Genomic DNA, 15,116 nt, shown 5'->3' on the forward strand with positions numbered 1-15,116 from the left:
TTAATTTTTGGATTGTCAAAAAAAAATGATTTTTTGTTGGGTAACATTTATGCTTGACCCAGCAAAAAATCCGCAATCCAAATTGATCAATTTAATTTATAATTTATATTTTATAATTAAGAATTTAAATTTCAAATTTAAAAAAATTTCAAATTTAAAATTTATAGTTATAAATCTAAAATTATAAATCCAATTGTAAATTTAAAATCGTTTTCCTTCCTCCGCAGAAATCCCTCTATCCAAAATTAACTATGCCCAACATACAAGAAATTGCAGCTTCTGCTAAGGAAAGTGCCGAACAACTTGGTATCAAAAAATTTGATATTTACGGTTCTATAGTAGATTCAACTAGTGTTCAAGTAGATCAAGGAGAGCCGAAGCAAGTTAAAGCCACTAATCTTTCTGGTGTTACCGTCCGAGTCTGGAATGAAGATAATACAATGGGTGTGACTAGCACTACGGATGTAGACTCCAAAGGATTAGAATTGGCTTTAAAAACTGCATTTGAAGCAAGTATATTTGGTGTAAAAGAAAATACACCTGATTTTAGTCCAGAAGCTAAAGCTGAGATAAACAACGGTAAAACCGATCAGAAAGCAACTCCAGCACCTGTTTCCTCTTTAATAGATAGTTTATTAACAGCAGAAAAAGAAGTACTCGCAGGTCATCAAGCGATTAAAGGTGTACCATATAATTCTCTATCCCAAAGAGATTTTGAGCGGTTTTATCTTAACAGTGATGGTGCAATGAGGGCCCAATCCCATTCTTTAGCATCAATTTATCTATACAGTAAAACAGAGGAAGAAGGTAGAAAACCTCGTAGTGCTGGTGCTTTTAGAATTAGCCATGGAGTAGAAAAATTAGATGTTAACGGCTGTATCAAAGAAACTATAGAGAAAACTATCAGCCACTTGAATTATCGAAAAATTCCCACTGGCAAGTACATGGTTGTATTCTCTCCGGATGCTTTTTTAAGTTTACTGAGTGCTTTTTCTAACTTATTTAACGCTCAAAGTATTCTTGACAAGCAAAGTTTATCTACTCCAGATGATTTGGGTAAACAAATTGCTTCTCCTTTGCTTTCGTTATACGATGATGCACTACATCCAGCAAATATTGGTGCAGAAACCTTCGATGGGGAAGGAACACCCACTCGTCAGGTATCATTAATTGAAAACGGAGTTTTGAAAAATTTTCTCCACAGTGCGGGTACCGCCAAACGGATGAATGCTAAACCAACGGGTAATGCTAATATTGGGGCAAAAGTTACCGTTAGTCCTAATTTTTATCACGTTTTTGCGAGTGCAGCACCCGAACAACAATTCAGTTTAGAAACTGCTGAAAATGTAGTTTTAATTGATGATTTACAAGCACTTCATGCAGGAGTTAAATCTTTACAAGGTTCATTTTCTTTACCTTTTGATGGTTGGTTGATCAATAAAGGAGAAAAAACCAGTATTGATTCAGCAACTGTTGCTGGTGATTTTCTAGAACTTCTTAAATCAATTGTTTTTGTAGAGAAGGAAGTAGAATTAACTCCGGGAGGAGTTTGTCCCCGTATTTGGGTTGAGGGTTTGTCAATTACCGGAGAATAAAACACAATTATATTTCGTAAACTATAGAAGTCGAGTTTTTAGCTTTAATATCTGTAACAACAGATAATTTTTGTAAAAACCCGACTTCTTTTTTAACCAAAAGACGTTGCATTGCAACGTCTCTACATAAATGTTATTCGTAGTAATTTAAAACTTTATTCTTCTTCTACTGATTCTCCACCAACACCAATTGAAGTATCAAATATGTCCGCACCACTCAAATTTGCACCAATTAATGTAGCGTCTTCTAATTGAGCGCTATAAAGTTGGGAATCACTCAAATTCGCATTTGTCAAATCAGCTTTATTCAATGTCGTACTATTAATAAAAGCACCAGATAAATTTGCACCTTGCAAATCAGCACCTGTTAAATCAGCACCTTCTAAATTAGCTTCTTCAAGATTTGCACCTGTTAAATTGGCGTTTCTTAAATCAACACCAATTAAATGAGCGCCTCTGAGATTAGCACCTCTTAAATCGCAAGCAAAACATTCTCCTGTTCGACTTAATCGTAATACTTGTCGTAATACCTGTGTAGAGACAGGTGCTTCGGCTTTAGCTGGAGCGCTTAAAAACATTGTAGTTAAAGCTGCTGCCGCTGCAATTATTTTAGTTTTCATATTAGTTTTCATACTTTAATTCCTCCACCACTCAGCAATTATTTTCGATTTTCAGTTATATCTACAAAACATATTTGGATTTTCCTGAAATCATCAATAATTGTTGCCAAACTCTTTGTTTAATCAACTGTTTACATCATCACTCAAATGAATCGTAATGTCTTCATCCTAACGATTGAAATCTCAGGGATGAATACTTGGTTTTGCCTTTTTTATATTTATTAAATAAAAAATTAAATCATAAATTAAACAATAAAAACCCTTTCCACCTGCATCAATAAAATGGAGCATCAAGACGAATTAACCGCAAAAATCCCAAATTACTCACAAAATCCTCATTTATCGCTGATTACTGCTAAATTTGACCTCACTGCTGTTCTTACAATCCGAAACTCTATCCCTAGGTATAAAAAGAACTTCTTAAGATGCTCAACGCCATCAAAGTTTTGTAAAGTTTTGTAAAAGTTACACAATACCCTTGAAAAAGAAAATTTTGTCAGAAGCAAAAGTCACTATTAGATACCAAATACGACAAAAATACTGACGTTTTATGAAAATGCGTCGAAGATAACATCAAATAAAGTTAAATTATTGTAAGTCTAAAGATAGATAGATCGTAATTCCGTGCTTGAGAACTTAAACTATTAAATTGGAACTATTTTTATTTAAAATGCGTATTTTAGATATAACCAAGTCGGATTTTATGGCTGGAGGTATAAATCAACGCTTAATTGTCAAGTATTAGAGATTTAGTATGGAAGTCAAAAACTGGTACCGTCATATCAGTTGTTGCTGATCAAAGAGCAGTTTTCCGAATACTAATTGAATTTTCTTGCCTATAGACTTAACTCAATGTATACAGTAGAGGGTTCAAAGCTTAATCATAGTCTTCGGAGGCTGTTCTAGTTTCGGATTGCACAAACATTTATTTCGGTGGTAGTTAAAAGAGTAACGAAAATTGAAAATGAGATAACCGCAATTAATCTCTAAAAATGATGTATAGTTTACTCTACTTACCTGCGTACAATCGCGATTCCGCTAAAATAACTAGGACATATCCGTCAAAACTCAACACAGCTTGAAAAGCGTTTAAATAAACGACACTCATGAATCAACTTAGCAATGGTTTCACCATATTCCTTAGCCTATTAGTAGAGGCAATACCTTTTTTATTGCTAGGAGTTTTGTTCTCTAGTATGCTGCTATTTTTCGTCGATGAGCGTACATTGCTGGAAAAAGCTCCCAAAAATCCCCTACTTGGAGCTTTGGCTGGTAGTATGATCGGCTTTTTGTTTCCAGTGTGCGAATGCGGTAACGTACCTGTAGCGCGACGATTATTAGTGCAGGGAGCGCCGACATCTATGGCAATTGGTTTTTTGCTCGCAGCACCGACAATTAACCCGATTGTCATTTGGGCAACATGGATTGCATTTCGCGATCAGCCAGAAATCGTTGTATTAAGGGTAGTCTTATCTTTACTAATCGCTGTAATTATTGGCTACGTTTTTAGCTTTCAAAAAGACTTAAGCCCCATTGTTCAACCAACAATTGCTCGTTATTTAAAATTTAATCAACCCCGAAAAGCCGAACCTAAAGAAGTTTTGCAACTTTCTGGCTTAGAAACACAAACAGCGATACCAACTTTGCTCAAACCGGGTACTTATTTACTCGGTGGAAAACTCGGTCAAACCAGGCGGATGGAAACTATGGGGATGTCCGCTGCGATCGCAACTTCTGCACCAACTAAACCTCTAGCCGATAAAATGCGACTAGTTGTAGATAATACAATACAAGAATTACGAGAATTGAGTGCCATACTCGTTCTAGGAAGTGCGATCGCCGCTGCGATTCAAGTATTAGCACCCCGCGACTTGATTCTGAGTTTGGGTGCAGGTCCAGTTAGCTCCGTAATTACAATGCTCATACTTGCTGCGGTTGTGTCGATTTGTTCCACAGTCGATTCCTTCTTTGCTTTATCTTTTGCTTCGGCTTTTACTAGCGGTTCGCTATTAGCATTTTTAGTTTTTGGTCCAATGATTGACCTCAAAGGTATTGGTTTAATGCTAACAATTTTTAAACCAAAAGCAGTTTTTTATCTGTTTGCACTAGCAGCACAATTAGCGTTTCTGTTCTGCTTAATAATCAATCTACATTTTATTTAAAAAAATAAATATTCATCGCTTTGATTAATTAATGGAGTATTAAAAAAGTCCAATGTAATTTATTTACAGCATTTCGATATTAGGGTAGCTTTCGAGTAAATTTGTTCCCATTGATGTTCCGAGCGCAACAGTCTTCGCCTCTTCACACCCATAAATAACAAGCAATGAGTTCAAGAAAACAACGCCGATCAAAAATCTTAAATAATTTACTTCCTTGGCTAGATGTAATCGCCATTGTAGCCTGGGGATTTTTAATGTTGAAATATTGGCTAACCCAAGAATTGTATTTACTTATTCATCCCAACTATTTCGCATTAGTTGTTGTAGCCGGTATCGTATTAGTAATTATTGGAATTGCCAAAGGAGTAGAGCTTTTACGACGACCTGGGGTTGCTGCAAACGTTCAGCACATGAACTTAATACCTCCTCGTTTGGGCAGTATTTTATTAATAGCAGTAGCAATTGTCGGTTTTGTTGTTGCACCCCCAGTTTTTGCCAGCGACAAAGCATTACAAAAAGGTGTAACCGACTTATCAACAGGAAATTCTCGTCTTCAGCCCCAGTCATTTCGTGCTTCCATTCGTCCTGAAGAACGTTCCTTAGTAGATTGGTCACGAACACTAAGCGTTTATCCCGAACCTGATGCATATACTGGACAAAAAGCAAAGGTGACAGGATTTGTCATATATCCACCAGATTTAAGTAATGAATATTTATTTTTAGCAAGATTCGTGCTAACTTGCTGTGCCGCAGATGCTTATCCAGTAGGTTTACCCATCAAACTACCACAAGGTCAAACAAGAGAACAATTTAAAAAAGATAGTTGGCTAGAAATTGAAGGGAAAATGGCCACAGAAACTCTTTCTGGAAAACGCCAATTAACAGTTATTTCTAATTCTGTAAAACCAATTTCTCGTCCGAAAAATCCTTACAGTTATTAAATAGTAGTTCATAGTTAGTAGTAATTTTAACAACTGTCAACTGTCCCCTGTCAACTATCAACTATCCACCAATGACAACAAATAAGACATTTATTCAACCATTAGACCGAGTTGCTCTAGGGCTAATATTAGCGTTAACCGTATTAATTGGATTGATCATATTGCAAGGTGATGGGGTTAAACCAAGCGTCCGCAACTTTAGCTGGGAAAATTCCAAAATTGGAGCGGATGATATATCTTTTAACCTTAATTTTAGCCGTCCCATGGACATTCAAAGCGTAGAAAAAAATTTGAAAATCCAACCACCTTTAGCGGGAAAAATCAGCTGGTCAGGACGAAGAATGGCTTATACGCTTTTGACACCAGCTCCCTATGGAGAACGGTATACAGTAGAATTACAGGGTGCTAAAGATAAATTTTCTGCTGCGAGGGGAGAAGAAAAATTTATCCAGCCATTTGTAGGTACTTTTCGCTCTCGCGATCGCGTTATCCTTTATCTTGGTATTGAGAAAGAAGAAACAGGAAGATTAGTTCTCTACAACTTAACCCAAGAACAAAAAACATTACTCACTCCTAAAGACTTGGTGGTATTGGATTTTGAAGCATTTCCGGATGGAGAAAGAGTTTTATTCTCTGCTCATAGTGCAAATAACCAAGATATTTTATCGGCTCAACTATATACAGTCACTACGGGTATTTCTGGAGAAACAGAACAAAACACAAAACCACCAGCTAAGGTTGATTTAGTTTTAGATAGTAAAGAATATCAAATTCTCAAATTTGACTTATCTCCTGACGGTAAAACTATAGTTTTACAAAGAGCGCATAAAAACAATCCGAGTGATTTTGGACTGTGGTTTTTCCCAATGGGGGATAAGGGAAAACAAGATCAACCCAAACTCATTAAAAACGAACAACCAGCAGGAGATTTTTTAATTACTCCAGATAGTCAAGCTGTAGCAGTTGCTCAAGGTCAAGGAACAGCCATATTACCGATACAAACAGACGCTAGCAAACCCCTAGATTTTCTTCCACAATTTGGTTTACTGCAAGCTTTTTCAAAAGATGGCTCTCAAGCGGTTTTAGTCAAATTCAACACCGATTACACGCGAGATTTGTTTTTAGTCACCAATCAAGGTACCCAAAAACAATTAATCAAAACTACAGGTTCCATTATTAAATGCGAATTTGACCCAGCTTCACCTAATCTTTATTGTTTGTTAACCCAGTTATTACCGGGAGAAAGCTATGAAGAACAACCATACTTGGTAGCAATTAATCTGAAAACCGGACAGCAGAAGCCATTATTAGTATTGCCTCCCGACAAACGAGAATTACAAATGAGTTTATCTGCCGATGGTTTGGGGTTATTATTCGACCAAGTAGTATCAATCACAGATACCAGTAGTTCAGTACGAGGCAAAGTTTTAAAAACACAAGACGGACAGGAAATTAGTACAAGCAGCTTATGGTTAATGCCCTTATTACCCGTTGGCGAGAATAATGTTAATGCACAACCAGAAGAACTTCCTTTAATCGGTTTTCATCCCCGCTGGCTTCCTTGAATCAGTTAACAGTTAACAGTTAACAGTTAACAGTTATCAGTTGCCTCTTGCCTTTTACCTCTTACCTCTTGCCTATCCCCCATCCCACCAAATCTTTCCTTGTTACGATTATTACTTGCTGAGAGGGGGGAGTCATTTGCTACATTAGGAGACAGCGCGCGGTCTTAACAGCTACTCTCGTGGGTTCCGATCAGAAACTGCTGTTAGTGCTGTATCTTCGGGAGGGTGAATTCATTAAAAATCGCTGTCGTGTAAAATTGCTTGGGGTTGTATGGAGTTTATTAAATTTTTTCAAATGGTATTTTTTGCGCTGAAACCCGGAAAAACGACAAATTACTGTTACTGAATAACTTATATCGGGGAAAGTATCTCTTGCCTTAAAGGGAAGATTTTGTTAAGACAGCATACATAAATGAATAATTATACCGTAGTGTCTGCTTTTAATCGAAGCTGGTGGGTGAAGAGTAATGCATGAAACCCAAACCCCAGATGATGGGGCTTATATTGAAAAATTAAATTCTGTTGATTCGCTGCAATCGTCTGAAAGAGCTGCTAATCCTTTTCATGGGATTTTAGCTGGTGAAAATAAAGCAATTGAAGTATTGTTATTAGCACCAGCCTCTGAGCAAGCGTCGCTAAATCAAACTGCGAGTTCCTCAGAAGATATTGATACAGCAGTAGAAATAATTATTGATTCTCAATTGAGTCAGTCACCTCAATTTGATCAAGAAACCAACTCAGAACACCCTCTAAAGGATGACTGGGTTGCTGAACCCAACGCTCAACAACAAGCGATGGTAAATGCAGAATTTGACAAACTGCTGCAATTGAATGAAGAATTACGTTCTGCGAACAATCAACTCTACGAGCAAGTGGAAGAACTAACCACGGCTTTGGGTGAGTCGCAAGCAGCTTTGCAACGACAAAAAAAGCGTTCAACCGTTGCAGAATCAATGTTTAAACAGCAAAGTCAAGAATTAAATGCTGCTCAAGCACAAATACAATCTTTGTTCGAGCAGTTAGAAAATACCCTAAAAAATGCTCAACGTCAAGAAAGTTTGGCTGAGTCTTATAAAGGACAGATCGAACTCAACCAACAACGTCTTGCTCAGATTGAACGCGAATCTGCCTTGATACAGACGAAATACAACGAACAATCTCAGCTTTTATCCCAGTCAGAAAATGATTGTCGGGAGTTGCGTACTAGACTCAAACGTCAACAGCGTCAAACTTTACAATTTAAAGCTGCTTTGGAAAAAAGTCTAGAAACAACAATTCCTGGTTACGATACCCTTGATGATACCGACAGTAGTTTTTCCGATACAACAATTAATTCAAAATTAAGTAAATTTAAGCAAATTCAAACCATAAAGAGTATACAATCAATTCAACCTTGGTCGGCTCCGCCGGAATCATACGAAATACAAAATGACCTTTGGCAAGAAATTCTGACAACATCCGCAGCTAATGATAGTGAAAATTCAATTCCAGAAGAATCTTCTACTTGGGAATTTTCAGCTAATCCAGATATAGTGCCAAAAGAAGATTTAGCAAATGATGCAGCAGCCGAGAAAACAACCGAACAGCAAATAGTTTCCCCCTCAGATTCATCGGAATTAGAAGAAAAGTTAGATAGCGTTATCCAAACATTTTTTTCTCAAACGGAATCTGGATTGCAAAAATCTCCCCCAAAAGAAGATGTAGAAAACTCATCCGCCATAATCCCTAATTGGAAAGCTGTTATCGAACCCCGTGGAACAAATAACGATGATAATAATCTCATAAATAATCTTGAAACCAATCAAAATTATTCTACAAACAACGAGCAGACGATAAGTTTTACCTCATCGATGAAGATGAATGAGAATAGTGACAGCGAAACTCAAGATTATTGGGAAGAAATTTCTCATTTTCCAGCTTTTGACTTATCCGAAAATGCCGCATCTTTCGAGTTCATCAACAATGATGAGTATCATACTAATTCTCCTTCCCCATTGATTTATCCCAAACGTCCACCTAAAGGACGAAAATCATTGTCATCCGTAGAATTGCCCAAATTTACCGAAAAAAAGGACACTCATGAATAATTGGGAGATGGGGGAGATGGGGAGTATTATACTTGTATCTGAACTCCATGAGCTATACCCCATTACCCATTACCCATTACCCATTACCCATTACCCATTACCTGATTGCTTTCAACTGTTAATTGATAATTTTGGTTTTGGGGAAGTGGTTTACCCGCGCTAAGTGCATAATTTATAGCCAAAAGTCGTAACCATAACCCTGGAAAGCGAGATTCTAACTTTGGCTGTATTGAGCGGATAAATCCCTCAAACCATCTACCAAATACAGCACTAACTATGCTGTGACGGGCAAAGTCAACATAGTTACCAACCCATCTCAGTAAATCTTTTGCTCCTGCAAGTTGCCAAATCCACAGCAGCAATGCGGGATTTTTCTTAGCTGCTTTCAATGCGAGTCGGTTAAAAGTTGATAAATCGAATCTATCTTTGATAAAGTTATCCGCTACTTCTAATGGTTCATCTGCCAATAACCCAAAGAAGTTATTTAGCATAGCATTGATGCGCTCTGGTGGGATAAATTTTCCGGTAGGAACCATCATACCTTTGGAAAACATCCAAGTTACGGCAATGTTACTTTGAAAAGCGCGAATTTGATTTAAATGTCTGGCAGATAGTAAATCATGCTTGAGCGCAGTATCTAAAAGTTCCGTTAACCTGCCGAGATTGCGTACTAAGGAACCGAAGCCGGTAAACACTAGGGGAGATTGAAGCGATGCAGCATCACCGATCGCGATTAAACGATTAACAGCAACAGTGCGATCGCGACTACCAACACTGAAATGTCCGGGTATATATCCAAACGTAGGTTTCTTCCACACTAGTTTATCGATGTCGCAGCGGCGATATTCTGGCAAAATGGTGAAAAAGTCTTCGTACATTTCCATTAAGGAGCCAGGATTTTCAGGGTTTACTTGATGATAATGAAATAAGTAAATTGTCAGTTCTTTGTTTTCTCCAGGGAATAATTCCCAAATCAACTGTCTTCCCCGTGAAATATCCCCGTGACTGTTGAGAACATCACCGTATTGAGAATCCCAAACTTGGGGTTCAAATCCACTTTCGACGACTGCTCCGACTGTCGGACATACGCTGTCAAAAGCCCGTTTGGGGTTGAGTTGCCATGCAATCGGTGACGCTGTTCCCATGGCATCTACCAGCAATCTGCCACTCACAAGATGTTGACTTTGTGATGATAAATCCTTGAGTGTCAAAACAACTTGAGATGCATCAATATCTGCTTTGATAAACTCCGTTTCATCCCAAATTTCACCACCTGCCGATCGCAGTTTATCGCCACATAAAGCCAGTAATTTTTCTGAATCTAAAGCTATATTTAGTACGGTTGGTGTGTGAAGAATCGGCGATTTGAGTTGATCGGGAATATAAGCATCAAAAAATTTATTAAATCCGTCTTTATACTCGCGGGCAATAATTGATTCTACTTCAGCAGCAGTCAGCAAACCCAAATTTACCAAATTTTGAATTTCCGAGCGGGAAATATTCCATTCCCGATTCATCTTGCCAAAAGGTAAGCGTTCCACCAACAGTACTTTATAGCCTAATTTAGCCATTAATGCCGCATGAATCACCCCTAAAGCACCGCCGATATAGATTAGGTCGTAACTAGAAGAGGACAAGGGAAATCCGCTTGTAGCCGCTTCATGGTGCGAAAATATAACTTGCTTTGGCTGCTGGGGATTTCTTACACCTTCGCGCCAACGTTGTTCCCACCAGTAGGCACGGTTTAAATCGTATTCTCCGTTAGGCATTTTCTGGAAATACTTAACGGTAAGGGGATAATGAGCAGCTAGCGCTGCAAAAATTGATTGTTTGGACAAATCAATTGCTGGTGGTTCAGGATAATTATGAGGAAAGCGATCGCGTAGCTGCTCCGTGAGCTTTCGTAAAATTTGTATCTCTTGGGGAAATTTATCCCCCCATCGAAACACCTTTAAATACGTGGTTCGCTGCACATTCCACACAAATACAGATAATTCGTTTGGTAACTTTTCCGTAATATCTGAAACAACAGATGTAGTATCAGACGACTTCAAGCGAATGCCATCAGACGTTAATATCTTGTCACAAGTTCCCGGCTCAAAGGAATTTTGCAACCAGTCTCTTACCCCTGCTGTGTCTGGAGTTGGGATTTCTAAATAAATAATTTCTTTCATTTTTGGTGGCAATATACCCAAAATCTACTCATTAAGACAGATTTAAGAAAGTTGTAAATCGCGGTAAACTCCGCCCTATCAGTTGAATAAATATTCTGTAAAGAAAGTTTAAGAGTTCGCAAGTTTTTTTTGTTCCTTTAATTATTCACACACACGCCATGAATTATCCCATCCCAGATAACCCCCAACAAATCTTTGCGATGAGACAGCAGCCAGTTAACGAAGAACTAGTTGCTGTTGCCATCGCAGGCGTAATAAAATTAGTCCGTTCTCAAGGTCAATCATTAGAAGAATTGACTTCACAACTTTTAGCAGAAGATGCCGTACTTGATAAACAGCAACGTCGTTGGCTAAGCCAAGTCGTAGCCCAAGCTTGGGAAAGTTTAGCTTAAATCCTCAATCCTAAAAATTGGGAGAAATAATACCCCAATTAAGCAAATAATCGGTTTTAAGCCTGCTAAGCCAATCATAAATTAGGTGTGAGAGTGTTTTTAATATTTTGCCTGAAATTTGGTAATTGGTAACTGGTAATTGGTAATTGGTAATTGGTAATGGGTAATTGGTAATTGGTAATGGGTAATTGGTAATTGTGAACAGGGTTTGGGGGTTCGGGGGAGATCGGGGAAAATGAATAATAACTATCAACTAACCACCAACCACCATCAACTAACCACCATCAACTAACCACCAACCACCAACCACCATCAACTAACCACCATCAACTAACCATTTAATTGCGAGTGTTTCATTAAACCGTATTCCAATCCTTGTACTACTGCTTGATAAGAAGCTTCTAATATATTGTTAGAAACTCCTATGGTTGTCCAGCGCTGCTGTCCGTTGCCGATTTCAACCATTGCGCGGGTTGTGGCTGAGGTGCCGCTATGTCCGTTGAGAATCCTGACTTTATAATCTGTAAGTTCAAATGTATTGATTTGCGGATAAAATTTGACTAAAGCTTTGCGTAAAGCCGCGTCCATTGCTGCAACTGGTCCGTTACCTTCGGCTGCTTCCCAAATATCTTCACCAATGACTGCGACTTTAACTGTTGCGAGGGCTTTGGTTGTTTCCAAAGATGAACCTAAATCGCAATGAATTTGAAAACCTTTAACTTGGAAAAAAGAGGGACGAGTTTGTAAAACGGAACGCATCAACAATTCAAAACTAGCTTCGGCTGCTTCAAACTGATATCCTTGACTTTCTAATTCTTTGAGACGCTGTAATATTTGCCGCGTTGCTGGATGATTTTTCTCAAGTTTGATCCCAAATCCACTGGCTTTAGCTAAAACATTGCTGATTCCTGCTTGTTCGGAAATTACTATACGACGAGAATTTCCGACTTTTTCCGGTTCGATGTGTTCGTAGGTGAGGGGATTTCTTTGTACTGCTGATACATGAATACCACCTTTGTGAGCAAAAGCCGAACGTCCCACAAAAGGAGCGTGTTCGTCAGAAGCCAGGTTAACTACTTCACTGACAAAATGGCTGGTTTGTGCGAGATTCGATAGCCGATCGGGAGAAATGCACTTGTACCCCAGCTTTAACTGTAAATTTGGAATTAAAGAACAAAGATTGGCATTACCGCAGCGTTCCCCATAGCCATTAATTGTACCTTGTACCATTGTTACCCCCGCCATTACTCCAGCCAGAGCATTGGCGATCGCCGTATCCGAATCATTGTGAGTATGAATTCCTAGTTGAATATGTTCGGGAAAGTTTTTCTTGACATCGGTAACAATTTGTGAAATTTCGTGAGGTAAAGTACCACCATTTGTATCGCATAAAACTAACCATTCCGCACCGGCAGCGACAGCAGTCTTTAAAGTTTGTAGAGCATAATCTCGATTGTGCTTGTAACCATCAAACCAGTGTTCAGCATCGTATATAACACGACGACCATGCCCGTGAAGATACGTAATCGTATCGCGAATCATTTCTAAATTTTCTGCTAAACTGGTTTTAATACCTTCGGTGACGTGTAAATCCCAGGACTTACCAAAAATAGTTACCCAATTAGTACCCGCAGCAAGAATAGCTTGCAGCATTGGTTCGCAACTTGCTTGTTTATTGGGTCTTCGAGTCGAACAAAAGGGAACAATTTGGGCTTGCTTGAGTGGTTGTTCTTTCAACTGCCAAAAAAGCTCTACGTCTTTAGGGTTAGCTCCGGGCCAACCACCTTCAATAAAAGGAATTCCCAGTTCATCTAATCTCCTAGCGATACGTAATTTATCTTCCAGGGAAACTGATAAACCTTCACGCTGAGTACCATCTCGTAGCGTGGTATCGTATATCCAAAGTTGATGTGAGGAATTTACGGTCATAATTATAGAAGAGTAGAACAACAACCAGAGAAGGCAATATGTGAATGTATAAGAATAAAAAGCCAGTTTGGTAATGAAAGATGCCTGTTTTTTAAGCTCAACCTAAGACAGTCAACAACCCAGGTCTAAAGATACGCTCGCTTCTAGCTTATAGATTTAGACATTAGTTGACCAGACTAAGGATTAAATTCCTACGTTACTGGCAAGAGTTAAAGACCTACCAGTGGATGCGAAGCTAGTCTACTGCTCTAGAATCAAACAATTAAACATCTTTATAGGGTTAAGGAAGTGTTGTTTGAAAAGTACGGACCAGTAACATTGTCGAAGCTAACATCACCCCGAAAGGGAGGCTCCTCGGAGCAAAACCATTATGTGTACAGGGTTGTAAGGTTTGAAACAGTAATTGTCCTGTTGAAAGTACATTACAAAAGTACACCGAATCAAACAACTCCAAGGCAGTAATGGAACAAAGTGGTTAAAACCACACACGGCGTTTTTCCTCTCAGCTTTAAAAAGACTGAGTTTCCAAACTACCGAGATTTTTTTATGATTATATATGCAATTCCGGCGTTGCTGTTCCCAGGCACAAGCTGATATTTTTATTATTTGTTTTGCAACAAAATGCCATTGACCTTTATAAGAACAGTGAATACAGTAATTAACGATTAGCTGTTAGTAATATTGGTAAGTCTACCGATACAACCGTTATATTGTTCAAATGCGAAAAGACGCACATTTTCCATTTACTTCGCTGAATAGTTTTTGACAAAAGTCAAAGCTTTAGTTTTAAGTAAGAAAATGGAAATATCGAAAGTTAGAAAAGATACCATTCAGTTTGAAAAGGAGATAAAACAAAAATGGGTAGATGGACACCGTTAATTTTGATGGCAGGAGGCTTGGCGATTTTGCTAGGTACATTGTTGGGGATCAATTTTCCTATGGACGGACGCAATGCTGAAGTTCCGGCAAGGAGAAGAGAATCCCAAGTTCTTCCAGCGAATATTAATGTTAATAGTACTGCCACTGGGTCTTCAGGAGAAAGCAGCGTTGCCCAAAATAATAACAATAACCCAAGAACTGTTCGGAGTGCGCCCACAACAACCGCTCAAGGTAGTACAACAGAATCTACTACACCATCAACTAGTGTAGGTCAAAGAAGAAGTACATCTGGCAATAACGCACCAATTCGGGCTTTATGGTAAAAAATGCTGGTTCTTAGCAGTCGATTATCAGTTGGGAGTTATAAGATATAAGTTAGTAGTTATTTGTTACTAGTTAATAATAACTAACGACTAATGACCGGCTGACTAATGACTAGTGACATTTTAATTATTGGTGGCGGTGTTATCGGCTTAGCAACAGCCATTGAGCTCAAACTACGCGGTGCAAAAGTCACCGCGATAAGCCGAAATCACAAAGCAGCAGCAGCAACAGCCGCAGCGGGAATGTTGGCACCTTCTGCCGAACGAATTTCCCATCGGGCTATGCTGGAATTATGTAATCGTTCCCTATATTTATATCCAGATTGGACGAGAAAATTAGCTGAAATAACGGGTTTAGATACTGGTTATTGGGCTTGTGGTATTTTAGCCCCGGTTTATGAGGGACAAGGGGACAGGGAGACAAGGGGACAGGGAGACAAGGGGACAAG

Annotated in this window: 11 protein-coding genes; 8 read left to right on the forward strand and 3 right to left on the reverse strand. The window is 38.6% G+C overall.

Annotated elements, in window-relative coordinates:
* Positions 1-251: 251 nt before the first annotated feature.
* A complete protein-coding gene (locus IQ247_RS12280) occupies positions 252-1,595 on the forward strand; it encodes a TldD/PmbA family protein (RefSeq protein WP_193920320.1) in 1,344 nt (447 codons plus the stop codon).
* Between the two features lie 155 nt (positions 1,596-1,750).
* On the opposite strand, the gene IQ247_RS12285 is transcribed toward IQ247_RS12280, so the two are convergent.
* Positions 1,751-2,227 (reverse strand): pentapeptide repeat-containing protein, encoded by a 477-nt coding sequence (locus IQ247_RS12285; protein ID WP_228059687.1) that lies wholly within the window; start codon positions 2,225-2,227, stop codon positions 1,751-1,753.
* Positions 2,228-3,321: 1,094 nt separating this feature from the next.
* Between IQ247_RS12285 and IQ247_RS12290 the strand changes: the two genes are divergently transcribed.
* The 4 genes from IQ247_RS12290 (at position 3,322) to IQ247_RS12305 (ending at position 8,970) form a co-directional block, all read left to right on the forward strand.
* The gene (locus tag IQ247_RS12290) at positions 3,322-4,377 is read left to right on the forward strand and encodes a permease (RefSeq protein WP_193920321.1); all 1,056 of its coding nucleotides are present in this window, start codon (positions 3,322-3,324) and stop codon (positions 4,375-4,377) included.
* Between the two features lie 164 nt (positions 4,378-4,541).
* On the forward strand, positions 4,542-5,318 hold the full coding sequence (locus IQ247_RS12295; protein ID WP_193920323.1) for a TIGR03943 family putative permease subunit: 777 nt from the start codon (positions 4,542-4,544) through the stop codon (positions 5,316-5,318).
* A 71-nt stretch (positions 5,319-5,389) separates the two neighbouring features.
* Entirely contained in the window at positions 5,390-6,883 is a 1,494-nt protein-coding gene (locus IQ247_RS12300) for an Ig-like domain-containing domain (protein WP_193920325.1), read from the forward strand.
* 467 nt (positions 6,884-7,350) lie between these two features.
* A complete protein-coding gene (locus tag IQ247_RS12305; RefSeq protein WP_193920327.1) occupies positions 7,351-8,970 on the forward strand; it encodes an HlyD family secretion protein in 1,620 nt (539 codons plus the stop codon).
* 83 nt (positions 8,971-9,053) lie between these two features.
* Here the strand turns inward: IQ247_RS12305 and IQ247_RS12310 are convergent, their stop codons facing one another.
* Complete coding sequence (locus tag IQ247_RS12310; protein ID WP_193920329.1) at positions 9,054-11,144, reverse strand: NAD(P)/FAD-dependent oxidoreductase; 2,091 nt, start codon at positions 11,142-11,144, stop codon at positions 9,054-9,056.
* Positions 11,145-11,302: 158 nt separating this feature from the next.
* Between IQ247_RS12310 and IQ247_RS12315 the strand changes: the two genes are divergently transcribed.
* Positions 11,303-11,536 (forward strand): hypothetical protein, encoded by a 234-nt coding sequence (locus tag IQ247_RS12315; protein WP_193920331.1) that lies wholly within the window; start codon positions 11,303-11,305, stop codon positions 11,534-11,536.
* 330 nt (positions 11,537-11,866) lie between these two features.
* Here the strand turns inward: IQ247_RS12315 and cimA are convergent, their stop codons facing one another.
* Complete coding sequence (gene cimA / locus IQ247_RS12320) at positions 11,867-13,465, reverse strand: citramalate synthase (protein WP_193920332.1); 1,599 nt, start codon at positions 13,463-13,465, stop codon at positions 11,867-11,869.
* 857 nt (positions 13,466-14,322) lie between these two features.
* On the opposite strand from cimA, the gene IQ247_RS12325 reads away from it, so the two are divergent.
* On the forward strand, positions 14,323-14,667 hold the full coding sequence (locus IQ247_RS12325; protein ID WP_193920333.1) for a hypothetical protein: 345 nt from the start codon (positions 14,323-14,325) through the stop codon (positions 14,665-14,667).
* Between the two features lie 108 nt (positions 14,668-14,775).
* The coding region (locus IQ247_RS12330) for an FAD-dependent oxidoreductase (protein WP_193920334.1) at positions 14,776-15,116 on the forward strand (341 nt) is incomplete at its 3' end.

The organism is Plectonema cf. radiosum LEGE 06105 (assembly GCF_015207665.1).
GTDB lineage: Bacteria > Cyanobacteriota > Cyanobacteriia > Cyanobacteriales > Nostocaceae > Rivularia > Rivularia radiosa_A.